Annotated in this window: 26 protein-coding genes and 1 pseudogene; 17 read left to right on the top strand and 10 right to left on the bottom strand. The window is 57.8% G+C overall.

The window, feature by feature from the left end; translation table 11 throughout:
* The first annotated feature begins 41 nt into the window (after positions 1 to 41).
* Complete coding sequence (locus JXQ78_RS03160; protein WP_330632028.1) at positions 42 to 563, top strand: multiprotein bridging factor aMBF1; 522 nt, start codon at positions 42 to 44, stop codon at positions 561 to 563.
* Positions 564 to 734: 171 nt separating this feature from the next.
* Here the strand turns inward: JXQ78_RS03160 and JXQ78_RS03155 are convergent.
* Positions 735 to 862 (bottom strand): annotated as a pseudogene (locus JXQ78_RS03155) (RNA-guided endonuclease TnpB family protein); the annotation flags it as partial.
* Between the two features lie 203 nt (positions 863 to 1,065).
* Between JXQ78_RS03155 and tpiA the strand changes: the two are divergent.
* The 4 genes from tpiA to JXQ78_RS03135 all read left to right on the top strand — a co-directional run bounded on the left by tpiA (position 1,066) and on the right by JXQ78_RS03135 (position 4,849).
* Complete coding sequence (gene tpiA / locus JXQ78_RS03150; protein WP_330632027.1) at positions 1,066 to 1,716, top strand: triose-phosphate isomerase; 651 nt, start codon at positions 1,066 to 1,068, stop codon at positions 1,714 to 1,716.
* Between the two features lie 39 nt (positions 1,717 to 1,755).
* The gene (locus tag JXQ78_RS03145) at positions 1,756 to 2,304 is read left to right on the top strand and encodes a hypothetical protein (RefSeq protein ID WP_330632026.1); all 549 of its coding nucleotides are present in this window, start codon (positions 1,756 to 1,758) and stop codon (positions 2,302 to 2,304) included.
* An 87-nt stretch (positions 2,305 to 2,391) separates the two neighbouring features.
* Positions 2,392 to 3,534 carry a CBS domain-containing protein gene (locus JXQ78_RS03140; RefSeq protein ID WP_330632025.1) on the top strand — a complete coding sequence of 381 codons (1,143 nt, stop codon included), beginning with the start codon at positions 2,392 to 2,394 and terminating at the stop codon, positions 3,532 to 3,534.
* A gap of 181 nt (positions 3,535 to 3,715) precedes the next feature.
* Positions 3,716 to 4,849: an acyltransferase gene (locus tag JXQ78_RS03135; protein WP_330632024.1), complete on the top strand. Its 1,134-nt coding sequence runs from the start codon at positions 3,716 to 3,718 to the stop codon at positions 4,847 to 4,849.
* 1 nt (position 4,850) lies between these two features.
* Here the strand turns inward: JXQ78_RS03135 and JXQ78_RS03130 are convergent, their stop codons facing one another.
* Complete coding sequence (locus JXQ78_RS03130; protein WP_330632023.1) at positions 4,851 to 5,114, bottom strand: hypothetical protein; 264 nt, start codon at positions 5,112 to 5,114, stop codon at positions 4,851 to 4,853.
* A gap of 375 nt (positions 5,115 to 5,489) precedes the next feature.
* Between JXQ78_RS03130 and JXQ78_RS03125 the strand changes: the two genes are divergently transcribed.
* Positions 5,490 to 6,626 carry a S8 family peptidase gene (locus tag JXQ78_RS03125; protein WP_330632022.1) on the top strand — a complete coding sequence of 379 codons (1,137 nt, stop codon included), beginning with the start codon at positions 5,490 to 5,492 and terminating at the stop codon, positions 6,624 to 6,626.
* Positions 6,627 to 6,665: 39 nt separating this feature from the next.
* Here the strand turns inward: JXQ78_RS03125 and JXQ78_RS03120 are convergent, their stop codons facing one another.
* Together JXQ78_RS03120 and JXQ78_RS03115 are read right to left on the bottom strand one after the other, a co-directional pair.
* On the bottom strand, positions 6,666 to 6,839 hold the full coding sequence (locus JXQ78_RS03120; protein WP_330632021.1) for a hypothetical protein: 174 nt from the start codon (positions 6,837 to 6,839) through the stop codon (positions 6,666 to 6,668).
* 85 nt (positions 6,840 to 6,924) lie between these two features.
* Positions 6,925 to 7,830: an MBL fold metallo-hydrolase gene (locus JXQ78_RS03115; RefSeq protein WP_330632020.1), complete on the bottom strand. Its 906-nt coding sequence runs from the start codon at positions 7,828 to 7,830 to the stop codon at positions 6,925 to 6,927.
* A gap of 100 nt (positions 7,831 to 7,930) precedes the next feature.
* On the opposite strand from JXQ78_RS03115, the gene serS reads away from it, so the two are divergent.
* The 6 genes from serS to JXQ78_RS03085 are packed head-to-tail and all read left to right on the top strand — an operon-like array spanning position 7,931 to position 12,686.
* Positions 7,931 to 9,292 (top strand): serine--tRNA ligase, encoded by a 1,362-nt coding sequence (gene serS, locus JXQ78_RS03110; protein WP_330632019.1) that lies wholly within the window; start codon positions 7,931 to 7,933, stop codon positions 9,290 to 9,292.
* Positions 9,293 to 9,347: 55 nt separating this feature from the next.
* The gene (locus JXQ78_RS03105) at positions 9,348 to 10,118 is read left to right on the top strand and encodes a CPBP family intramembrane glutamic endopeptidase (RefSeq protein WP_330632018.1); all 771 of its coding nucleotides are present in this window, start codon (positions 9,348 to 9,350) and stop codon (positions 10,116 to 10,118) included.
* A gap of 50 nt (positions 10,119 to 10,168) precedes the next feature.
* Positions 10,169 to 10,453: a DNA-directed RNA polymerase subunit L gene (locus JXQ78_RS03100; protein WP_330632017.1), complete on the top strand. Its 285-nt coding sequence runs from the start codon at positions 10,169 to 10,171 to the stop codon at positions 10,451 to 10,453.
* Positions 10,454 to 10,503: 50 nt separating this feature from the next.
* Positions 10,504 to 11,631, top strand: coding sequence for an acyl-CoA dehydrogenase family protein (locus JXQ78_RS03095; RefSeq protein WP_330632016.1), 1,128 nt, complete (start codon positions 10,504 to 10,506; stop codon positions 11,629 to 11,631).
* Between the two features lie 39 nt (positions 11,632 to 11,670).
* The gene (locus JXQ78_RS03090) at positions 11,671 to 12,144 is read left to right on the top strand and encodes an NUDIX hydrolase (RefSeq protein ID WP_330632015.1); all 474 of its coding nucleotides are present in this window, start codon (positions 11,671 to 11,673) and stop codon (positions 12,142 to 12,144) included.
* Positions 12,145 to 12,170: 26 nt separating this feature from the next.
* On the top strand, positions 12,171 to 12,686 hold the full coding sequence (locus JXQ78_RS03085; protein ID WP_330632014.1) for an HAD family hydrolase: 516 nt from the start codon (positions 12,171 to 12,173) through the stop codon (positions 12,684 to 12,686).
* Here JXQ78_RS03085 and JXQ78_RS03080 read toward each other — a convergent pair.
* The gene (locus tag JXQ78_RS03080) at positions 12,683 to 12,916 is read right to left on the bottom strand and encodes a DUF5822 domain-containing protein (RefSeq protein WP_330632013.1); all 234 of its coding nucleotides are present in this window, start codon (positions 12,914 to 12,916) and stop codon (positions 12,683 to 12,685) included. The genes JXQ78_RS03085 and JXQ78_RS03080 overlap by 4 nt on opposite strands.
* Positions 12,917 to 13,014: 98 nt before the next feature.
* Between JXQ78_RS03080 and JXQ78_RS03075 the strand changes: the two genes are divergently transcribed.
* Positions 13,015 to 13,722, top strand: coding sequence for a DUF2270 domain-containing protein (locus JXQ78_RS03075; RefSeq protein ID WP_330632012.1), 708 nt, complete (start codon positions 13,015 to 13,017; stop codon positions 13,720 to 13,722).
* Positions 13,723 to 13,769: 47 nt separating this feature from the next.
* Positions 13,770 to 14,582 (top strand): 3-methyl-2-oxobutanoate hydroxymethyltransferase, encoded by an 813-nt coding sequence (panB, locus tag JXQ78_RS03070; protein ID WP_330632011.1) that lies wholly within the window; start codon positions 13,770 to 13,772, stop codon positions 14,580 to 14,582.
* Here the strand turns inward: panB and JXQ78_RS03065 are convergent.
* A complete protein-coding gene (locus JXQ78_RS03065) occupies positions 14,576 to 15,355 on the bottom strand; it encodes an alpha/beta fold hydrolase (RefSeq protein ID WP_330632010.1) in 780 nt (259 codons plus the stop codon). The two genes, panB and JXQ78_RS03065, sit on opposite strands and share 7 nt — an antisense overlap.
* A gap of 152 nt (positions 15,356 to 15,507) precedes the next feature.
* On the opposite strand from JXQ78_RS03065, the gene JXQ78_RS03060 reads away from it, so the two are divergent.
* Positions 15,508 to 15,744 (top strand): hypothetical protein, encoded by a 237-nt coding sequence (locus tag JXQ78_RS03060; RefSeq protein WP_330632009.1) that lies wholly within the window; start codon positions 15,508 to 15,510, stop codon positions 15,742 to 15,744.
* Positions 15,741 to 18,002 carry a CDC48 family AAA ATPase gene (locus JXQ78_RS03055; RefSeq protein ID WP_330632008.1) on the top strand — a complete coding sequence of 754 codons (2,262 nt, stop codon included), beginning with the start codon at positions 15,741 to 15,743 and terminating at the stop codon, positions 18,000 to 18,002. Before JXQ78_RS03060 ends, JXQ78_RS03055 begins: the two co-directional genes overlap by 4 nt.
* On the opposite strand, the gene hisF is transcribed toward JXQ78_RS03055, so the two are convergent.
* A complete protein-coding gene (gene hisF, locus JXQ78_RS03050; RefSeq protein ID WP_330632007.1) occupies positions 18,003 to 18,818 on the bottom strand; it encodes an imidazole glycerol phosphate synthase subunit HisF in 816 nt (271 codons plus the stop codon).
* An 86-nt stretch (positions 18,819 to 18,904) separates the two neighbouring features.
* On the opposite strand from hisF, the gene JXQ78_RS03045 reads away from it, so the two are divergent.
* Positions 18,905 to 19,057: a DUF7550 family protein gene (locus JXQ78_RS03045; protein WP_330632006.1), complete on the top strand. Its 153-nt coding sequence runs from the start codon at positions 18,905 to 18,907 to the stop codon at positions 19,055 to 19,057.
* Between the two features lie 4 nt (positions 19,058 to 19,061).
* Here the strand turns inward: JXQ78_RS03045 and JXQ78_RS03040 are convergent, their stop codons facing one another.
* The 3 genes from JXQ78_RS03040 to JXQ78_RS03030 all read right to left on the bottom strand — a co-directional run bounded on the left by JXQ78_RS03040 (position 19,062) and on the right by JXQ78_RS03030 (position 21,042).
* The gene (locus JXQ78_RS03040; RefSeq protein ID WP_330632005.1) at positions 19,062 to 19,940 is read right to left on the bottom strand and encodes an MOSC domain-containing protein; all 879 of its coding nucleotides are present in this window, start codon (positions 19,938 to 19,940) and stop codon (positions 19,062 to 19,064) included.
* A 135-nt stretch (positions 19,941 to 20,075) separates the two neighbouring features.
* Positions 20,076 to 20,501: a VOC family protein gene (locus JXQ78_RS03035; RefSeq protein WP_330632004.1), complete on the bottom strand. Its 426-nt coding sequence runs from the start codon at positions 20,499 to 20,501 to the stop codon at positions 20,076 to 20,078.
* A gap of 91 nt (positions 20,502 to 20,592) precedes the next feature.
* Positions 20,593 to 21,042: a hypothetical protein gene (locus JXQ78_RS03030; protein ID WP_330632003.1), complete on the bottom strand. Its 450-nt coding sequence runs from the start codon at positions 21,040 to 21,042 to the stop codon at positions 20,593 to 20,595.
* Positions 21,043 to 21,047 lie beyond the last annotated feature (5 nt).

The raw sequence follows: 21,047 nt of genomic DNA, 5'->3' as shown, positions 1-21,047 counted from the left end.
CCGGCGTACCATTTATACCCAACGGTAGCAAAGATTCTGGTATGCCTCAATGTGAGATGTGTGGAAAGGAGGTGGGGTCCCTGACGACGGTCCGTATCGAAGGGGCACAGATCGATGTGTGTAACGATTGTACGGACTTCGGCACGGAGGTTCAGACGACCTCTTCCTCGAGCACGTCCACGAAATACTCGACGGGATCGAGTGACTCCTCGTCATCGAAGACCAGTGGGTCGAGCAGTAGTGGGTCGAGCAGTCGCTCGCGTCGGACGGATATGTTCGACGAGATGGACGAAGTCGCTCAGGATTACGACGACCGGATCCGATCTGCCCGTGAGTCGGCTGGGCTTTCACAGGAAGAACTCGCCGATCAGCTCAACGAAAAAGCCAGTCTGATCAGCAAACTCGAACACGGCGACGTACTTCCTAGCGATGACGTGCAGGAAAAACTCGAGCGCAAACTCGACATCACACTCTCTGCATCGGGCGACTCCGAGGAAAACGAGTGGGAAGGCGGTGGCTCAACCGGCAACTACACGCTTGGTGACGTCGTCAAACGCAAATAACCCTTCTCTGCTTCGGTCAGTCTGCTGACTTCGCTCGTTGCGGGGAGGACTTTCGCGTGGACTCCCATTCTATGTCTTAACCGAGGCAGGGAGGTCTCCACTCACGTTCATTGTCACCAGAACTGCACAGCGGTTCTGGTTGGCAAACGAATCGCTACGCGGTTCGTCAACGTCGCCATGCCAACACCAGTCGCTCGCGGTGTTCGCGCAGTGTTTGAATTGCTCGATCGTCTTGTGGAGGGACACATCGTCGTCCTGAGCCACGTCGAGCTTGCTGACGCAGTACGACGGTATTCCACTACCTCTCACGTAAGCTGGTGATATTACGTAAACGTTGGAGGGTAGGACTGCCTGAAAACGGTCTTCCGTGTGGTGGTGTCGGCTCCTCCCATCCCTACTCCGTTCGATTCGCCACTCCGTCCAGAAAGGGGCCTCCGCATCTCAACACAAGTAAGCCGTTGCGAACGGCCAGCTATTTCCCTCCTGGCGTCCCTGCTCCGATATGTTCATCGTCGTTAACCTGAAGGCGTACGACTGTGATCCGATTGCCGTGGCGACTGCCGTCGGTGACGTGGCCGACGACACGGACGCCCGACTCGCCGTTGCGCCCCAGTCGACCGACATCGCAGCCGTCGCCGACCACGGCGTCGAAACGTGGGCTCAGCACGTTGATCCGATCGACGCCGGAAGCCACACTGGCCACGTACGGCCAGCGTCGGTCGCCACTGCGGGGGCAACAGGCACGCTCCTCAACCATTCAGAGCGCAGGCTCACCCTCGCAGAGATCGATGGCGCGATCGATCGCGCCAAAGCAGCGGGTCTTGAGACGATCGTCTGTGCCAACAACCCCGCCCAGATCAGCGCGGTTACGGCGCTTTCGCCCACGGCAGTTGCCATCGAGCCACCAGAGTTGATTGGATCGGGCACGCCAGTGAGCCAGGCCGATCCAGAGATCGTGCGCGATGCGGTTGCTGGTGCCACAGCAATCGACGATGGCGTGGCCGTCCTCTGCGGTGCGGGCATCTCTTCGGGTGACGATGTGGCCGCCGCCAGCGAACTCGGCAGCGAAGGCGTCCTGTTGGCAAGTGGTGTCGCACTCGCCGATGATCCCGCCAGTGCACTCACCGAGCTGGTTGCCGGCGTTCATCCCTAGCCGATACGCTCTTTAAATGGGATTGCGTACGTCACGTCAATGCGTATTCGTGATTGGCAGGACATTCTGACCGATGTCGTCGAATCTACAGCCACGCCCGAAGACTGGCGCGCAGTTGCCGGTGATCGCAAACGAGGCGTCGGAGAAGATCTGTATCTCGGCCATCCGGATCGGGGTGTGTTTCAGCTAAAAACGTACGCGAAAAACCCCTTCGAAGTGAAAGGCGTTGGCTCAAAGGTCGCACGACGGATTGACGACGACCTCGAGCCACTGTTTCCGACCGACGCAACCGCTCGATTCGGCGTCCAGCGTCCGATCGAGGACGAGAGCGAGGCCGAACGAACCGCAGAACAGCTCGAAACGGTGATCGAAACCCATGCCTCGGCTCCGACGACGCCCGATGCGCTGTTCGAAGACGTGATGGGTGCGCTGGATTCACCAGCCTACGGACCGATGGCATACGATCAGTACGACAGACCGGAGCAACTGGACGAGCTCTCTACCACGTTCGAAGAGGCAGAGCGTCTCCTTGAGTCGGATATCGAGGATGTCATCGAAGAAGATGGCATCGATCACGGTTTTCAGTAGCTCCGTTCTACCACGGGCCCGTCACGGGAATACGTTTCGCGACAACTTTGATAGTCGTTCACACCGAACCTGTTTGTGGAGGCCACCATGGACATCGCAGATATCGCGACCCGTGATACGGTCGAAGTCGACGCTTCGGAGACTGTCTCGAAGGTTCGTGCCATTTTCGAGCGTGACAACCCGAAAGGTGTTATCGTCACGAACGACGGTGGCTATCGTGGCATCGTAACAGAGCAGTTACTGTTACAATCCCACGTCGAAGACAGCACGAAAGTGCAAGCCCTCGTGCAATCCGCGCCAAAGATCGATCGCGGGAGCGACGTTCGTGATGTTGCGCGCATGCTCGTTGAGGGTGGCACGAAGGTGGCACCGGTGTTCGAACACGACGATCTCTGGGGAATGGTAACCGCAAACGGCATTTTAGAGGCTGTTCTCGACAATTTGGACGTGCTTACAATCGAGCAGATCTACTCCGATTCACCGGTGACCGTCACTGAAGACACGAATATCGGGAGAGTCATCAATCTTCTCCGAGAAAACGGCATCTCTCGGCTGCCGGTCGTCAACGAAACCAACCAGCTCACCGGGATTGTCACCACGCACGACATCATCGATGTTGCTGTTCGTGACATGGATAAACCAACGCACGGTGACCGAGCAGGCGACAGCGAACGGGTGCTCGATATCCCGGTGTACGACGTGATGGCGAGTCCGGTTGAGACGATCACGGCGAGCGAATCCGTTCAGGAGGCAGTCGAACGGATGCTCAAGTTCGATTACGGTGGACTCATCGTCACGGAGACCGCCGACTCATCGTTTGTTGAGGGAGTGGTGACCAAGACCGACGTGCTTCGTGCGCTGACGTTCACTGAGGAGGAGTATCTCGACGTACAGATCACGAATATATCCCTGCTCGATACGCTCAGCCGCGAGGAGATCCGCCAGAGCATCGAGCAGGTCGCCGAGAAGTACCAGCGGATGAGCGTTCAGCACGCTCACGTCCGGTTCCAGAAACACAAGGAGAAACTCCGGGGAACACCACTTATCAACTGTCAGATCCGCCTGCGGACGAACCGTGGCAGCGTGGCCGGCACTGGTGAGGGCTACGGTGCGGATTCTGCGTTCCGGGTGGCACTCGACCGACTCGAACGCAACGTGCTCGAACTGAAAGGCACGCGAAGCGACGAGCAGTACGAAGGCCAACTGTTGCGCAAGCTCAACCGACTGTAAACTGTAGAGGCTGTCTCGTCGGCTCCTTCGAGAGTCCTCATATGCGACGATTTGTTTTTTGTGGACTAAATGAATCTCCTGCGAATCCATTTTTGAGAACGTCGAAATGGAACGGTCCGTAGCTGGAACGGTATCGCTGACTTTGATAACGGTATTATATTAGGCCGAGCAAGGAACTCCAATGGCGAACCGACTCTATAGTATCGATAGCCTTCGCGCCGTCGCGATATTTTTTGTTGTCATTGCACACGTTACACCGTTTCTTGGCTTTGATTCGTATGGCACGACCGTCTTTTTCCTGCTGGATACGATCGGTCAGTTCGACGTGCCGTTTTTCTTTGTCGCTTCTGGATATTTCTTCGCCAAAAGCGTCGATCCCGATACCGTCCGGGAGTATGCGAAATACTCCGTCCGAAAGCTGAGTTCACTGTACAGTTTCGGAATCATCTTTGCACTGACCATCTCGGCACTCCTTGCTGTCGTTCACGGTCAGCCAGTCTGGAATACGGTCTTCGCCCAACCGATCGGACAGAGTTCACTCCTCGAACTGTTCTACTACGGTGATTCCATCGCGATACACCTGTGGTTTCTTCTGGGACTTCTCTATTCACTCTGTTTCGTTTCGGCGTTCGTTGCGATTGGAAAACAACGCTACGTGCTTTTTGTCGCAACACTCATCCACTGTGTCGGTATCATCAGTCGCAACTATCCGATGGTCTTCGATATCGGGCTGCAGACCCAGGATGCGCTGTTCTTTGGCTTTTTCTACGTGGCGCTCGGGTTTCACCTTCGCAAATCGGATTTTTCGCCCACTGTGGCCAACCGACGGCGCTATCTCGGTGGGATCTGTGTCTTTTTGCTGTTGCAGTTGCTCGAGCAGTATCTGATCGCCTATCACGCCAATGGACTCGTTTTTGGCCAGGAAATCTACTTCACGGAGTTCACGATGTCGACGGCACCACTGGTGTTTTTCATCTTTGCGTTCGCCCTCGCCACACCAGAGCTGGGCAAAGGGACGATCCTGCCGAGGCTTGGAACACACGCAGGTGGCGTGTATCTCGTCCACCTTCCGGTGTACCACGCGGTGCAAGCAGTACAGACTGGTCTGGTTCCGATCATTGGGATTGAGCTCTCTTCGACCGTGCTGTATCAGCTTCTCATCGCTCCAGTGGTCTATGGTCTCTCGCTGGTGGTGTATCTCGGGTTGGTAAACGGACGGGTGATTGACCCCGATGGGAGTCACATACCGTTTGTGGCGTTACTCCGGTCTAGACTCCGATCGCGCCGATCCAGCGGGGAGCCCGCGGCAGATTGAGCTACTGATCCAGTTTCTTGATCCGCTCTGCTGTTGACTTCGTTAGCTGGTGGATCAATGGGATCGGGCGGCAGAATTGACTGCGCTGAAAGTGTTGTGGCCGCACGGAGATCGGTGGGGGCCGGTGTGCAATCGTTTCATCTACCGTCTGTAGCGCACTCGCCAGCGACGCAGGCGAGCCAGTCACACGGAGTGCAGCCCGATCTGGGGCTGATTCTCGTGCTCGCGAGAGCATCGCAATGGCTGGCTGGCTGAGTGTGGCCATAGATCCACTCAGTGCCACCAACGAGAGATAGATGAGTGGGATGACTCGAAGGGCTATCGCTGCGACGCAGTAACCAGAGTATAATAAAGTGATGAGTAACTGGAAGCCATCGCATGAGCGCTGACATGTAGAAGCATCTTATCCATCATATGGTAATTGTCTTACCCGATGGGTTCGGAAATGGTCAGTCAGTGCGCCCCATGTGACGATCTCACAATGCGTGAACGACATCCATATTGTCGGATAAATGTTCTTCTATAGAGTGATATTTTCAACAAAATAGGAAGCAATAAATATCACTAACGCAATAAAATATATTTTATTAGTTATTAATAGAAAATAATTAATGATAGTACTTGTATTGTGTATGTGGGTATGCGAGAGCGGAATGGTAATCCAACCCGACGGCGACTATTGAAGGCGATCGGCGCGACGACGGCACTGGTCGGGACGAGCACAGTAACGACAGCAAAAACCAAGAAAACTCTTGAGGTGAACGTCGGCTACAAATCGGCGCGTGGACGACGTGCAGCACAATCGGCGGCCAGTAAGACCGTTCGAGAGTTTGCGTTCGACGCAGTGACCCTCCAGCTGCCAAAACAGGCACTCTCCGGGATCCAAAACCGCCCGGACATTCGTTATGTAGAACAGAACGGCGAGATGCACGCAATCGCTCAATCGACGCCGTGGGGCGTCGATCGCGTTGATGCAGACATCGCACAGGACAACGGCTACACCGGAGACGGAGCTGATATTGCGATCATCGACACGGGCATCGATGCAACACACCCGGATCTGCAGGCGAATCTGGGTGCAGGTCACGCGGTGGCGAGCTGTTGGTGGGGCTGTGCTGAACCCTGGGGCGACGACAACGGACACGGCACCCACTGTGCGGGGATCGCAAACGCAGTGGACAACACCGAGGGCGTGGTTGGCGTGAGCTCGAACGCCACGCTCCACGCAGTGAAAGTGCTGAACTTCTACGGTTCGGGATCGTACTCGGATATCGCAGCTGGCATCGAATACACCGCAGACCAGGGCTGGGACGTGGCCAGTCTGAGCCTCGGTGGGAGTCAGTCCGCTGCTGTCGCGGACGCGGTGTCCTACGCACACTCGAACGGCGTTTTCGTCGTTGCCGCCGCCGGCAACAGCGGACCGTGTACCGACTGTGTGAGCCATCCGGCAGCAGGGCCGGATGCGATGGCGGTCAGCGCAACAAACGATGCGGACAACATCGCGGAGTTTTCCTCGACCGGTCCCGAGATCGAGATCGCAGCACCGGGTGCGGAGATCTACTCCACATACGATGGTGGCGGATACGACACCCTGAGCGGAACGTCAATGGCCTGTCCACATGTGGCGGGTGCCGCCGGACAGCTGATGGCGGCTGGCTACACGAACACCGAGGCGCGTTCGAAGCTCCGTGGCACCGCCGAAAATATCGGACTTTCAGAAACCGAACAGGGTGCAGGGCTCCTCGACGTGGCGAGCGCGCTTGGACTGTCGTCGTAGGAGAGACACCTCCCCGTTTTGAATCGACGTCCCCGTTCGTTATTTCGTGAGTTCCGGCCACTCCGTCCGCTCGATGCAGTGACCATCACACTGTGGACACACCTGTCGGTCAAGATCGAACCGCGCTCCACAGTGTTGACAGGCGAACGGACCACACTCGGTACTGTGGTCCCCGGACAACGCGATGAGTACGCCACCTGGAGTCCAATTCATTGCACGATAATATTACGAACGACGGAATAAGCTTTCAGGTGCATACGATCACGATCGTACCGTTTTCTGGCGCTCAATGATCCAATCATGTGTCATCTAGATACTGAAAGACGCCACGAACGTTCATTTTCGTCTCCCCAACGGCCTTCGCTTTGCCCCACTGTTCGTCAATTGACAGCTCTTCGACGAACGACGCTATCACGGCAGCGTCGTTGCCAAGCCGACTGCGACGCCGTCGAACCGACCCAACCCACTCCGATAGCACCGTTTCGTACGCCGACAGTCGGTCGGCCGTTCGCGCCGGACCGAAGTGTGCATAGCACAACACTTCTGGGTCGAGCTCGCCAATCCGCTCGATGTCTTCGAGACATCGCTCGAGATCGAAATCTGGCGGCGGCGACGTTTCGCGAACCCGATCGAGACCCGGAACGTAAATTCCTGCGGCATCCGCGGTGAACACGGCGTCGTTTGCTGGATCCTCGAATATGACCTGGTGTGGGGCATGGCCGGGCATGTGATGGACGCGAAGCTCATGGTCGCCGAGATCGATCACGTCACCGTCAGCGCACTCCTCGACGCGGTCTTCCGGAACCGGGACAATATCACCATAATACTCCCACTGGTCTCCAACGGCCGCTTTCGTGCCCGCAATCAGCCGCTCGGGGTCGATGAGGTGGCGGGCACCCAGCTCATGAACGTACACCGTGGCGTTCGGACACGCTTTTGCGAGCTGTCCGGCACCACCGGCGTGGTCGAGATGAACGTGCGTCGGGGCGATAACATCAACGTCTGCTGGCTGGTAGCCAAGCGTATCGAGCGCATCGAGTATCAGCTCTGGGCGCTTTCCGATTCCGGTGTCGATGATCGCGATCCGTTCGCCGGTGAGCAGATACACCGCACCGTATTCTGCGGTGTCGAACATCCCGGTATCGACATAATGGAGCTCAGAACAGCTGCCAATGTTGACGGAGAACAGCTCACCAGTAACCATACCCGGAGATTTCCACGACCGTCCAAAAGTGTTCCGTCACACTGTGAGGATTCACCGTGGATGCGATACGCCTTAGTCCAGCCCCCCAGAAAGGCAGGGCATGTTATCGAGGCAGTTCGTCCGTGACAACGCGGACGTGGTTCGAGAGACGCTCGAACGACGAGGGATGACCGACGAGATCGATCTGGATAGAATTTTGACCATCGATACGGAGTGGCGCGAGCACAAAGCGCGTGGCGACGAACTCCGCCACGAGCGCAATGAGGTGAGCGAACGGATCGGGACGCTCAAACGCGAGGGTGAGGACGAAGCGGCCCAGGAAGCGATCGATCGATCCCAGGAGCTCAAAGCAGAGCTAGAAACGGTGGAAACGCGCGCAGATGAGCTCGAAGCCGAGCTCGAAACCGCGCTGTTGGAGTTGCCACAGATCCTCCACGAGAGCGTTCCTCCTGGCACTGACGAGTCAGACAACGTCCAGATCAGACGAGAGGGATTCGATACCACCAGACCGCTCCCAGAGACGGTGGTCCCACACTACGAACTCGGCGAGCAGCTTGGAATCATCGATGAGGCCAGGGGGGCAAAAACGACGGGTGGAGGATTTTACTTCCTCGTTGGAGCAGGCGCACAACTCGAGCACGCGCTGGTCCAGTTCATGCTCGACGTTCACCGCGAGCAGGGATACGTCGACGTGTTCCCGCCGATTCCCGTCAATTCACAATCGATGACCGGCACCGGTCAGCTGCCAAAATTCGCCGAGGACGCCTACAAAATCGAGGACGAAGATCTCTGGCTCTGCCCAACGGCGGAGGTTCCGGTCACCAACATGTATGCGGACGACATTCTACTCAGAGATGATCTTCCGCTGAAACATCAGGCGTACACACCGAACTTCAGGCGAGAAGCCGGCGAGCACGGAACTGAAACCCGAGGTATCGTCCGCGTCCACCAGTTCAACAAGGTCGAGCTCGTCAACTTCGTTGAGCCCGACCGGAGCTACGAGCGGTTCGACGGACTGCTCGCAGAAGCCGAGGCGGTGTTACGCACACTCGGACTTCCATATCGGATTCTCGAGATCTGTGCCGGAGATATTGGTGATAAACAGGCCAAACAGGTCGACATCGAGGTGTGGGCTCCTGGCGATGACATGGCGGATGGCCCCGAGGAGGGCGGCAGATGGCTCGAAGTTTCAAGCGTCTCGAACTTCGAGGAGTACCAGGCGCGCCGCGCTGGGCTGCGATACCGACCCGAGCGCCACGAGAGCGCCGAGTATCTCCACACGCTCAACGCTTCGGGCCTCGCGCTGCCTCGCGTGATGGTCGCGATCCTCGAATACTACCAGAACGACGATGGGACCGTCACCGTCCCGGACGCGCTCCGGCCATATCTGAATGGGATGGACAGAATCGAGGGACGCACGCAGGTTGGTGAGAGCGCACTCGGCGACGGCGACCGTCCGTAGGCCGTTCGAAGTTCTAGGGGTTATATTGTGTGCCCCGCACAGCTCATCTACAACCATGAATCGCCTCCAGTTCGACGATCGACTTCGTGTGTTCGCCCTGGCGAGTAGCGTCGCCGTCTCTGTGATAATCCTCTCCAGGATAGTGATGTACGGTATCGACCGAACAATGACCGTCGCGTCGCTCTCGGTCCCCCGGTGGGGTGGCGTGTTGCTCTCGATTGGCATTCAGCAAGGAGTCATTTTCCTCGGTGCCTGTATGCTGTTTCTTCGCTGGCGAGGGCTTTCAACCGACTGGCTCGGCATTTCCCGCCCCGACATCAGGGGTGGATTATGGATCATCGGTGGCTGGTTCGGGACGCTTGTCGGCGTTGTCGTCGTCTCGATCGTTGTCGTGTTCGGCGTCGGAGTGTTGCCCGCACAGAATAAAATCGGAGGAGTGATCGCATCGGATCCCACGATCGTCACCCTGTTGATCCCGCTGATGATTCTCGTGGTCGGACCGAGCGAGGAGCTTGTTTTCAGGGGCATCGTTCAGGGCACTCTGCGCGAACGATTCGGACCAGTAAGTGCTATTGGACTCAGTTCGCTGATCTTTGCCTCCGTGCACTTTTATTCGCTCACGGGAGCGCCGCTCCAGCGAGTTCTCTCTATCGGGCTGTTGCTCGTCCCGGCACTCGTTCTCGGAACGGCGTACGAACGGACCGGCAACATCGTCGTCCCTTCGATCATTCACGGGTTCTACAACGCTACGTTGCTGTGGTTGAGCTATCTCTCGATGAAATTTTCATCGGAGGCAGCGTTCGTTGGGACACTGTGGATCTGGTAATGGCGTTCGTGCTCCGAAACGTTGAAACAGCCGTTCGTCCTCGTATCCGTATGGAACTCCGGGTCATCGATAAAGAGTCGACAGAACTATCCATCGAGATCGCCGGCGAGGATCACACGTTCATGAACGTGTTGAAAGGAGCATTGCTAGAGCTCGATACCGTCCAGGCTGCAACGTACGATCTCAACCCCGAACAGTCCGGCGGACAGACCGATCCGATCTTGACGATCAAAACGGACGAAGCGATCGATCCACTCGACGTGCTGGGTGAAGCCGCCCGAAACGTCCAGCAGAAATCCGAGAACTTCCGCGACGCGTTCCAGGCTGCATCGTAAAAAGCGGTTTGGAACGTACAAATTTTGTTCCCGGGTCGCCAGACCCAGGTATGCAGTTAACCGACGAGCAAGCGGCGATTCAGGATCTCGTCCACGAGTTCGCTCTCGAAGAGATTCAACCGGTTGCGAGCGAGGCCGACGCCACCGAACAGTTCCCCGAGGCAATCTGGGATGCACTCGGCGAGCTCGATCTCCTTGGCATGACCGTCCCGGAGGAGTACGGCGGATTCGACACCGATCCGGTGACGTATTCGATCGTCAACGAGGAGTTGGCCTACGGAACGCTCGCGGTGGCGACGGCGGTATCAGTTCACTGTCTTGCGACCTCATGTATCGCCTCGTTCGGAAGTGAGGAACAAAAAGAGCGCTGGCTCCCGGAGATGGCTGGTGGGCGTCCGGTGGGCGCGTTTGCCCTCTCCGAAACCGGAGCGGGATCGAATCCCGCAGAGATGGCGACCACGGCCGAACGTGAGGGAGATCGGTACGTCATCAACGGGGACAAACAGTGGATCACCAACGGCGAGCGCTCGGACGTTGTCGTGTTGTTTGCGAAAACTGGCCCCGAGGAGATCACGCAGTTTGTCATCCCAAAGGAGACACCCGGTCTCTCGGTCGGACCCCCTGAAACGAAACTCGGCCTGCGAGCCAGCGATACGACGCCCCTGTCGTTCGATGACGTAGAAATTCCGGTCGAAAACCGTCTCACTCCCGAAGGAGAAGGACTGCGCGCTGCACTTTCGATTCTGACCGGTGGTCGGATCGCGATTGCCTCACAGTCGGTTGGACTCGCCCAGTCAGCACTCGATGCGGCCAAATCGTACGTCAGCGAACGCGAGCAGTTTGGTGGACCGATCGCGGATATCCAGTCCGTTCGTCACACGATTGCTCGCATGCACGCGAAAACTGAAGCCGGGAGACGTCTCACACGGCATGCGGCACGAACGAGACGGGATCCGTCGGCTGACACTCCAACTGCGGCCAGCACGGCGAAATACGTCGCGAGTGAGAACGCGATGGACGTGACGAACGATGCGCTCCAGCTCCACGGCGGCTACGGCTACACCACGGAGTTCGACGTTGAACGGCTCTACCGCGACGCTCGCATCACGACGATCTACGAGGGGACCTCACAGATTCAGCAAACGGTGATCGCGCGTGGCGTCCTCGACGAGGGGTAAAAACACAGCACAGAAGTCGTTTTCGTTGTAAGACTTCCCATGGAAACGACGCGACATTTCACCGCTACCGTCTACGTTGTCAACGACGGCGCAATTGCCCTCCACGATCACGAACGGCTCGGAAAACGCTTGCCGCCGGGCGGTCACATCGATCGGGATGAACTCCCCCACGAGGCCGGACTGCGCGAGGTTACCGAAGAGATGGGTCTTGAGCCGACGCTACTCGATGCAACCGAGCCGATCAAAGGGGCCGGACGAACGCTTCCCCAGCCACGCCACACGCGACTCTACGACGTGAACGTACACGACGGCGTCGTCGGCCACCAGCACGTCGATCTGATTTTTTATGCTACAGTCGACTCCCGTGCGATCGATCCCGCGCCGGGTGAAACACCGGCCTCTGCCTGGTCCTGGTACGATCGGAGGGCACTCAAAACGAGCACGCTGGATGAGGACACAAAAACGATCGGCTGTGAAGCGATCGAGACGGCATCGAGCGATCAATCCAGCTAAGGATCACGCGCCCCGAATGACTGTCAATGAGTGCATACGACGCGATCGTCTACGATCTGGATGGGACGCTGGTCGAACTCGCAGTCGACTGGGAAGCCACAGCAAATGATGGACTCGCTGCGCTCCGTGCAGCAGGGATCGATCCGCCGAAGACAGATCTCTGGAGTCTGTTCGAGGTAGCCGATGCCACAGGCCACCGTCCGACGCTAGAGGCGATCGTGAGCGAACACGAGCGTGCTGGCGCTCGAAATTCGCGGTTGCTCGAGACGGCTTCCGAACTGCCACAGTCGGTGCCGGTTGCCGTCTGCTCTTTGAACTGCCAGCGCGCGTGTGAGATCGCACTTGAGCGCCACTCGCTGGCCGACCACGTCGATACGGTTGTCGGTCGGGATACGGTTTCGACGGAAAAGCCCGATCCCGAGGGGCTTCTCACGGCAATCGATCGGATCGGAGGATCACCGGCGCAGACCGTGTTCATTGGTGATTCGCCACGGGACGAACGGACGGCACAGCGCGCAGGTACGGCATTCGAGTACGTCTAGTGCCGTCGGCGCGCATACGCGTACAGCCCTCCGGCCGTGATGATCCAGACCACAGACCCAACACGGACGGCGAACTCCAGTTTGTCCATCCAGGTCGTGAGACCACCAACCCAGAGCCCCAACAGGGCAACCACTGGCGCGCCGATCACGATCGTGAGCACGAACGTCATCTGCATTACCCAGCCGAAATCTACCCCCTCAGGATCCGTCGTTCCGATGTGCTCAGGCATGCATCTCCCGTTGGTCGGAGTGAGTGATTCGAACGAATAAACGCCTCGTTCAGGCCCCGACCGCGGACATATGTGGCTGGCTGGCGAATCGGGTGGATATGGCCGGTGATGACGACGACGAGCCGTTCGATCCAGAGGCAAAATCAGAGCGCGAAATTGGCCGTGAGATGGTTGATAAAAGCGTTGGGCTCGGATCGGTCGTGGCACACTTCTATCGGGGTGAGATGAGTCGGGTAACGACGTGGCGAAGCCGACTCGACGAGACGATCAACTGGGCAGTGACGATCATCTCTGCTATTCTGGTGTATGCTTTCTCGACGGAGGGACGCGATGAGATCATCATCGCCGGCATCATCGTCATCAGCGTTTTCGTCGGCATCGAAGCGCGACGATACCAGGACTACGACGTCTTTCGAGCGCGTGCACGAATGCTCCAGCAGAACCTGTTCGCGAATGCGCTCGATCCGTCACAGGGCGTCGAACACCGGGACTGGCGCCGACAGCTCAGCAAAGACTACCGCCACCCGGCGAAGAAAGTGCCGTTCGCCGAGGCCCTCGCCAGACGGCTCCGACGCGTCTACTATCCGCTGTTCATCCTGTTACTCGGGGCATGGCTGTTCAAACTCACCGCCCTTTCAAATCAGGACTGGGTCGAGACCGCTGCCTTCGGGAGCATCCCGGGAAATCTGGTTCTGTTCATCGTGGCCGCCTACTATCTGTTGCTCGCCATCATTACGTTCTGGCCCAGAAAGCGCCTTGCCAAAGGCGAGTTCCGAGAACACGAGTACGGCGAATGGAAGGAGTGACAACCGTGACCGATCACGTTTACCCGATCCGGCACTGACAACAACACATGTCGTCAGTGACAGAGATTCGGTCGATGGCTGGCAGTGAGCCGATCACGATGCTCACGGCCTACGACGCACCCACCGCTCGTTTTGTCGAAGACGCGGGCGTGGACATCATTCTCGTCGGTGATAGCATTGGCAACGTCGTTCTCGGTCACGAGACAACGCTGCCGGTCTCCGTCGATTCGATGGCCGAACACACGGCAGCCGTCTCCCGGGCAACGTCAGACGTGCTCGTCGTCGCCGACATGCCGTTTCTCTCCGTTGGTGTAGACAAATCGGAGAGCATACGCAACTGTGGGCGAATGCTCGAGGAAGCCGGAGCCGACGCCGTGAAACTCGAATGTGGCCCCCATACGGTGGAGCTGACCGAACGCCTGGTCGATCTCGGAATCCCAGTTATGGCCCATCTGGGACTGACACCACAGCGAGTCAAGCAACTGGGTGGCTTTACCAGACAGGGCACAACCAATGAGGCCGCAGCCGAGATCGAAGCACTTGCCAGCGCGCACGAGGAGGCCGGTGCGTTCGCACTGGTGCTCGAACACGTGCCCGAAAATCTGGGTGCCCATCTCACAGAAACGCTCTCAATTCCCACGATCGGAATCGGTGCTGGACGGGACTGTGATGGACAGGTGCTGGTGTTCCACGATGTGGTCGGTCTCAGCGAGCGAACACCACCATTTGCCAAACCGTTCGGTGACGTGGCAAGCGAACTAGACGATGCCCTTTCATCCTACGTTGGAGCCGTCAAGGACGGTACCTTCCCCGAAGCACAACACAGCCACACGGAGTCCGATCTCGACGAACTCTACTGACCCTCGAGCCCATCGAAAAATGACTCGAGCGCACTCGCAAACGCATCGGGTCGTTCGAGCATGGAGAGATGTGCGGCGTCGTCGATCGTCGCCAACTCGCAGTCGGGAAACTCCTCAGCGAGATACTCGTGGAACCGAACTGGCGTTAACTGATCGTGGACACCCGTCAAAGCCAGTGCTGGGGTCGTAATTGCATCCAGTCGATCCCGAACGTCGAACGCGTCGCACGTCAGAAAATCCCGCCGTAGGACGTCGAGACCCGTCGTTTCCATCGCCTGTCGTGACTGTGCTATCACGTCGTCGGACGCATCGTGAAACAACAGATCAACGCCATGGAGCAACTCGGTGGCAGACGACAGATCAGTAGTGAGCGCCTCTTTCAGTGGGTCTGCAACGCCAAGTTTTGCGCCCGTTCCACAGAGGACTAACCCATCAACGTCCAGATTCCGCTCGAGTGCGCTCCACAACACCACCGCCCCACCGAGTGAGTTACCAACAACGTACTTGCCGTCTACTGTGTTAACGACAGCCTCAAGATCGTCAGCGTAGGCCGAGAGGGTCGCTTCTCCGGCTGGTGTGTCGATGGGATCGCTTTTGCCGTGGCCACTCAAGTCGAGAGCTACGGCCGATCGACTCGCCGAGTTGGTGGCGTACTGGTTGACCCAGAGCTGGTGGGTTCCGCCGCTTCCGTGGACGTAGACGATCGGCTCGTCAGATCCTCCCGCTGGCTGGCGATACGCTGTCGTCCGTCCGTGGTGTGCAACCGTTTTCATACCAGCCAATTGGAAGCGAATACCCTAAATACACCCCGATGCACGTCATCGAGTGGATGGAACCGCATTTCCACCGTTCTTGCGGAACTTTAATACAGACGCCCGAAAACCACCAAAGACTTATATAGTATTGCAACTAACCTTGAGTTAGCATGAAAGAGGAACAACTCGTTACCGATGATGTGGGAGGTCTCACTCGGTACGACTACGACGACGGCACGACAGTGCTGGTGATGGATTGTGGTGCGAACGCCGCGCCGTCGATCGACGTGGTCGAAAGCACGGCGATTGTCGTCGTTGGTGGTGAGCAATTCGAGTTTGAACTGCCCGATGGAGAGGCACGAGCGTTTATGAAAAATGGAGTCGTTGGTGTAGAGGTGGACAGATGAAACTCACTGTCAAGTTTCTTAAGCAAAAGGACGCTGGGAGGGGACTTGCGGCGGTAGACCGCGCCGCAATGGCCGAGCTCGATTTAGAAAACGGCGATTACATCGTTATTAGCTCCGGTGAGGGGAGAGCGGTTGCCCGCGTGTGGCCGGGCTACCCCGAGGACCAGGGCAAGGGAATCATCCGGGTCGATGGGCGTCTCCGCCAGGAAGTTGGTGCGGGGATCGACGACGCCGTCGAGGTCGAAAAAGCAGACGTGAATCCGGCAAAACGCGTGACCGTTGCGCTGCCACAGTCACTTCGGATTCAGGGTGATCTCGGCTCACTGATTCGTGATCAGCTGAGCGGTCACGCAGTCACTACCGGGCAGACGGTTCCGATTTCGTTCGGGCTGGGGCCGCTCTCGAGCATGTCCGGCCAGCGTATTCCGCTGAAAATTGCAGACACGTCACCTGATGGAACCGTGGTCATCACGGACACGACGGAGATGCAGGTGAGCGAAAAACCCGCCGAACAGATCGTATCGGGGACCGAAACTGGCCAGGAGACGCCATCGATCACCTACGAAGACATCGGTGGTCTCGATTCCGAACTCGAACAGGTCAGGGAGATGATCGAGCTCCCGATGCGACATCCAGAGCTGTTCCGACAGCTCGGTATCGACCCACCCAAGGGGGTGTTGCTCCACGGACCTCCGGGCACCGGGAAAACGCTCATGGCCAAGGCTGTTGCCAACGAGATTGACGCCTATTTCACCAATATCTCCGGCCCGGAGATCATGTCGAAGTTCTACGGCGAATCCGAAGAGCAACTCCGCGAGGTGTTCGAAGAGGCCTCGGAGAACGCACCGGCGATCGTCTTTATCGATGAGCTTGACGCCATTGCACCCAAACGCGGGGAGACGACCGGTGATGTTGAGCGGCGCGTCGTCGCACAGCTGCTTTCGTTGATGGACGGGCTCGAAGAACGAGGGCAGGTGACGGTGATCGGTGCGACCAACCGCGTCGATGCACTCGATCCCGCGCTGCGCCGTGGTGGACGGTTCGACCGCGAGATCGAGGTCGGCGTCCCAGACCAGGAGGGACGCAAAGAGATCTTACAGGTCCACACGCGTGGCATGCCGTTGACCGACGACGTTGATCTCACCACCTACGCCGAGAGCACCCACGGCTTTGTGGGGGCAGATCTGGAATCGCTCGCAAAAGAGGGTGCGATGATGGCGCTACGACGGATTCGCCCCGAGCTTGATCTCGAAAGCGACGAGATCGACAGCGAGATCTTAGAGCAGTTGCGTGTCACCGATGATGACTTCAAGCAGGCGTTGCGCGGCATCGAACCGTCTGCCCTGCGTGAAGTGTTCGTCGAGGTTCCGGATGTCACCTGGGACAGCGTCGGCGGTCTCGAAGACACCAAAGACCGGCTTCGAGAGACAATTCAGTGGCCAGTCGAGTATCCGGAGGTGTTCTCGGCGATGGATATGGCACCGGCAACCGGCGTGATGCTTTATGGCCCGCCGGGAACTGGCAAGACGATGCTCGCAAAAGCAATTGCCAACGAGGCCAACAGCAACTTCATCTCGATCAAGGGTCCAGAGCTGCTCAACAAGTACGTCGGCGAGTCTGAGAAGGGGATTCGTGACGTGTTTTCGAAGGCTCGCGAGAACGCACCAACAGTGGTGTTCTTCGATGAAATCGACTCGATTGCCGGTGAGCGTGGCCAGCGCATGACGGACTCGGGCGTCGGCGAACGCGTCGTCTCCCAGCTGTTGACCGAGCTCGATGGCGTCGAAGAGCTAGACGACGTGGTGATCATCGCCGCCACGAACCGTCCGGATCTCATCGACAACGCCTTGCTCCGTCCTGGCCGCCTCGATCGGCACATCCACGTGCCCGTTCCCGACGCAAAAGCGCGCAAGGCAATCTTCGAGGTACACACCCGCGATAAGCCCCTGGCCGATGCAATCGACCGGGATGAACTCGCGGCACAGACCGACGGCTACGTTGGAGCAGACATTGAGGCGGTCTGTCGCGAGGCAGCCATGATCGCAACACGAGAGTTCATCGGCCGCGTCGACCCCGAAGAGATCGAAAGCTCGGTCTCGAACGTCCGGATTACGATGGATCATTTCGAGCGCGCACTCGAAGAGATTCAGCCAAGCGTCGACCAGGAGGTCAGATCGCAGTACGAACAGATCGAAGAGCGATTCAACAAGGCCAGCGAGCCACGCGAAGAAGAGCCGGTCAGCAGAACCTTTCAGTGATCAGTATCTGACCGGAACGCCGTTATCAGCAAGGTATGCTTTTACGTCGTCGATCGAGTACTCATCGAAGTGAAAGATCGAAGCGGCAAGCGCGGCGTCAGCGCCCGCGTCGGTAAACACCTCGTACATATCTTCTGGGCCACCACAGCCCGATGAGGCGATCACTGGGGTGGGTGTCACATCACAGACCGCACGAGTGAGCGGTATGTCGTAGCCATCTTTTGTGCCGTCGGCGTCGATCGAGTTGACGAACAGTTCTCCAGCACCGCGTTGGTGGGCATCAGCTGCCCATTCGATGACATCGACGCCCGTTCCTTCTCGACCGCCTTTGATCGTACACTCGAACCAGCACGATTCGCCATCGATTCGTTCGTACTGTTCACCCCGCTCGTCGTATCGGCGCTTTGCGTCGATGCTGATGACGACACACTGGCTACCAAAGGCGCTGGCGGCGTCCGTGATCAGTGCTGGTCGTTCGAGTGCACCGGTGTTGATCGACACTTTATCCGCTCCAGCGCGGAGGGTCTCTTTGACATCCTCGCGGGTTCGAATTCCGCCACCAACGGTGAGTGGGATAAACACCTCGTCTGCAACCCGGGAGACCGTTTCTAACATCGTTTCGCGCCCGTCAGCGCTTGCCGTGATATCCAGAAAGACGAACTCGTCGGCACCCGCCTCGTTGTATCGCTTTGCCATCTCGACCGGATCACCCGTATATTTCAGCTCCTCGAAGTTGACGCCGGTGTACACCGCCGGCTCTCCGGACTCATCGAGATCGACGTCGATGCACGGGATGACCCGCTTGGTCAAGGTCATTGTGTGGGTCTAGCTGGCCGCTCGCTTTAAACTGCCCTCCTTTGGCAATCGATACGTCAAAGTGGCGGCGTCACTCACCGTACATCATGGTCGAACACGACGACGCTGATTACGAACTCGTCCGCCAAACTGCCCCACAGGATGAATACACGATGCGTAACGTCACCGTTGGGACGATCATCGCAATCGTCGGGATGGCAGTCGTCTTTGGCATTCCGCTGGCTGCAATCGGACTCTAAATACTCACTGCTCGTACGCGTGCGCTTCGATAATAGAAACGTCGTCACCGACGCGAACTGTCTTTCCCCACTCGCTCTGTGGAACGTTCGTTACTGTCATTAAACGGAAGTAATTGTCGAATCGGTCACTCTCAAGCCACTCGGGACGGGTTTCTCTGCGCTTTCGAGTGAATGTTCGAGCAAAGTCCTCGTCTTTTGCTCCCGTATCGGGATCACGTGCCGGAACGACACAGCGCTCACACGGTTCAACGCCGACCAGTCTGACTGCTCCGATACGAAAGGACACCGCCTGGCCGTGGTCAGCGATGAGTCGGTCTTCCCAAAAGGGTGGAACACCGCCAATTTCAAGATTTGCGCGAAACCGGCGACGGATGCTGTCTATGCCAATTTTGGGGTACCAGGATGCAACCGTTCGAAGCGTTGCGGTACTGATCACTGATGGTCCCGAGATGTCGTGTTTATGAAGATCGTGGTGACCAGCAGCCGAATACTGACGAACGCTTGCCGGGTGGTCGAAATAGTCGGTCAGCCACCGGTTTAACTCCCGTCGGTCGTCGAGATCGAACGTATGTGACTCTGTCTCACCCTGAACGCGGAGCGTGAGTGTGCGAGCCTCGGGATCAAACTGTGAGCGCACCCGGTGGACGGCATCGGTTCGCTTTCCATTAATGTAGTCACCGCTTGAAGCGGACTCCGTTTCTGGGTCGTAGGGTTCTGTGGCGTCCTTCGCAAGGATTGCGTACTCACGATCGTGTTCGATCACCCCGCCCGGTGTGATCTGGCCTACCGTTCGCTCGTGCGGATCGAGGGCTTTGATTGGATAGGTCGTGATTCGTCGGAGCGTTGGCACTGTTAGATGAAACTTGTCTGCATGCACAATCATCTTTGTGATTACAATGCGTTTAGGGAAAAATCACTTTCCGGCCGGGCTCATCTGGTCACGAACAGCGCACTCCAGTGCCACCAGCAATCAGCTGTCCGGCGCTCTGATGTTCGGATCACGTCGCTTCAGAGCAGTTCAGGGAAACGGATCTCTGCGCCCATGTGTGCCGTCGTTGCGTTCGTGGAGCACGACACCGTTGCCGGCTGGATCCTCGATCACAACCATCTGACACACCTGGCTTTCGACCGGCTCCATTCGAACGGGAACGCCATCGTCACGTAGCCGTTCGGCCGTCGCCTTGAGATCATCGACAGCAAAGGCAATTCCCGCACTGTCGGCTCCGGGCGTAAACGGCATTCGGTCATTTTCCTCGCCGATCGCAAACGTTGTCGGCGGTGCTGCGAACTCTGCCCAGCCCATCTCCTCGTTGTGGAGTTCGAGAGACAACCCCAGCGTGTCGCGGTAGAACTGCACGCCAGCCTCAATGTCGTCGACGGTGTAGAAGACGAAATCTGTTCCCTTACAATGCGTCTGCGGTGTCGAATCGTCAGCATCGGCCATATTATACCCGGGAAGAGAGTCAAAATAACTGCTCGCCATCCGGAGTGAAAGTGAACGCGGCGTTCAACCGATGTTACTACTGCGCTGTGGGTCAGGTGAACAGCCCGGTGGTACTCGACTCCTCTTCGCCGGCTGTTGTGGTCTCTTCCTCCCGAATAAACGTTGAGCCGAGCCACGCGGCAAGCGCGAAGATAGCAAAAATCGCCATATCAGCGCGCGCGCCTTCGAGTAGCACCTGGATGATCGCCCCAATCCCGAGCGCTGGAACCGACAGCAGGACGGTCCGAATCACTCTCGGAAGCCCACGATCGGCCGGCAACGGCGACATCGTAGAGAATCCCACCCCAAACGCTGTTCCCAGGAGCACGACACCGAGGATCGTGAGCACGCCAACGGGGGTGAGAAACGGATACTGTCCCAGCATGAATAGCCCGAGGTAGAACGCATAGAGGACGATCGCCACACCGAAGGCTCTCCGGACCGCCAGCAAGGCAAGCGTTCGCGTGTCGGGTCGGGAGACCGACGTTGCGGTTGGCAACATCGATC

Origin of the sequence: Halocatena halophila (genome assembly GCA_027563145.1) — an archaeon.
GTDB lineage: Archaea > Halobacteriota > Halobacteria > Halobacteriales > Haloarculaceae > Halocatena > Halocatena halophila.
The sequence above is the reverse complement of the archived record's forward strand: the minus strand, read 5'-3'. Positions and strand labels throughout refer to the sequence as shown.

What these genes read in the sequence shown, in the direction of transcription:
- JXQ78_RS03085 (WP_330632014.1), top strand. Translation starts at nt 12,171, where the DNA reads ATGAGTGCATACGACGCGATCGTCTACGATCTGGATGGGACGCTGGTC.
- JXQ78_RS03075 (WP_330632012.1), top strand. Translation starts at nt 13,015, where the DNA reads ATGGCCGGTGATGACGACGACGAGCCGTTCGATCCAGAGGCAAAATCA.
- JXQ78_RS03090 (WP_330632015.1), top strand. Translation starts at nt 11,671, where the DNA reads ATGGAAACGACGCGACATTTCACCGCTACCGTCTACGTTGTCAACGAC.
- JXQ78_RS03130 (WP_330632023.1), bottom strand. Translation starts at nt 5,114, where the DNA reads ATGGCCACACTCAGCCAGCCAGCCATTGCGATGCTCTCGCGAGCACGA.
- JXQ78_RS03120 (WP_330632021.1), bottom strand. Translation starts at nt 6,839, where the DNA reads ATGAATTGGACTCCAGGTGGCGTACTCATCGCGTTGTCCGGGGACCAC.
- tpiA (WP_330632027.1), top strand. Translation starts at nt 1,066, where the DNA reads ATGTTCATCGTCGTTAACCTGAAGGCGTACGACTGTGATCCGATTGCC.
- JXQ78_RS03055 (WP_330632008.1), top strand. Translation starts at nt 15,741, where the DNA reads ATGAAACTCACTGTCAAGTTTCTTAAGCAAAAGGACGCTGGGAGGGGA.
- JXQ78_RS03060 (WP_330632009.1), top strand. Translation starts at nt 15,508, where the DNA reads ATGAAAGAGGAACAACTCGTTACCGATGATGTGGGAGGTCTCACTCGG.
- JXQ78_RS03040 (WP_330632005.1), bottom strand. Translation starts at nt 19,940, where the DNA reads ATGATTGTGCATGCAGACAAGTTTCATCTAACAGTGCCAACGCTCCGA.
- JXQ78_RS03030 (WP_330632003.1), bottom strand. Translation starts at nt 21,042, where the DNA reads ATGTTGCCAACCGCAACGTCGGTCTCCCGACCCGACACGCGAACGCTT.
- JXQ78_RS03140 (WP_330632025.1), top strand. Translation starts at nt 2,392, where the DNA reads ATGGACATCGCAGATATCGCGACCCGTGATACGGTCGAAGTCGACGCT.
- JXQ78_RS03100 (WP_330632017.1), top strand. Translation starts at nt 10,169, where the DNA reads ATGGAACTCCGGGTCATCGATAAAGAGTCGACAGAACTATCCATCGAG.
- JXQ78_RS03065 (WP_330632010.1), bottom strand. Translation starts at nt 15,355, where the DNA reads ATGAAAACGGTTGCACACCACGGACGGACGACAGCGTATCGCCAGCCA.
- JXQ78_RS03095 (WP_330632016.1), top strand. Translation starts at nt 10,504, where the DNA reads ATGCAGTTAACCGACGAGCAAGCGGCGATTCAGGATCTCGTCCACGAG.
- hisF (WP_330632007.1), bottom strand. Translation starts at nt 18,818, where the DNA reads ATGACCTTGACCAAGCGGGTCATCCCGTGCATCGACGTCGATCTCGAT.
- JXQ78_RS03115 (WP_330632020.1), bottom strand. Translation starts at nt 7,830, where the DNA reads ATGGTTACTGGTGAGCTGTTCTCCGTCAACATTGGCAGCTGTTCTGAG.
- JXQ78_RS03145 (WP_330632026.1), top strand. Translation starts at nt 1,756, where the DNA reads ATGCGTATTCGTGATTGGCAGGACATTCTGACCGATGTCGTCGAATCT.
- JXQ78_RS03035 (WP_330632004.1), bottom strand. Translation starts at nt 20,501, where the DNA reads ATGGCCGATGCTGACGATTCGACACCGCAGACGCATTGTAAGGGAACA.
- JXQ78_RS03080 (WP_330632013.1), bottom strand. Translation starts at nt 12,916, where the DNA reads ATGCCTGAGCACATCGGAACGACGGATCCTGAGGGGGTAGATTTCGGC.
- JXQ78_RS03125 (WP_330632022.1), top strand. Translation starts at nt 5,490, where the DNA reads ATGCGAGAGCGGAATGGTAATCCAACCCGACGGCGACTATTGAAGGCG.
- JXQ78_RS03160 (WP_330632028.1), top strand. Translation starts at nt 42, where the DNA reads ATGCCTCAATGTGAGATGTGTGGAAAGGAGGTGGGGTCCCTGACGACG.
- JXQ78_RS03105 (WP_330632018.1), top strand. Translation starts at nt 9,348, where the DNA reads ATGAATCGCCTCCAGTTCGACGATCGACTTCGTGTGTTCGCCCTGGCG.
- JXQ78_RS03135 (WP_330632024.1), top strand. Translation starts at nt 3,716, where the DNA reads ATGGCGAACCGACTCTATAGTATCGATAGCCTTCGCGCCGTCGCGATA.
- JXQ78_RS03045 (WP_330632006.1), top strand. Translation starts at nt 18,905, where the DNA reads ATGGTCGAACACGACGACGCTGATTACGAACTCGTCCGCCAAACTGCC.
- serS (WP_330632019.1), top strand. Translation starts at nt 7,931, where the DNA reads ATGTTATCGAGGCAGTTCGTCCGTGACAACGCGGACGTGGTTCGAGAG.
- panB (WP_330632011.1), top strand. Translation starts at nt 13,770, where the DNA reads ATGTCGTCAGTGACAGAGATTCGGTCGATGGCTGGCAGTGAGCCGATC.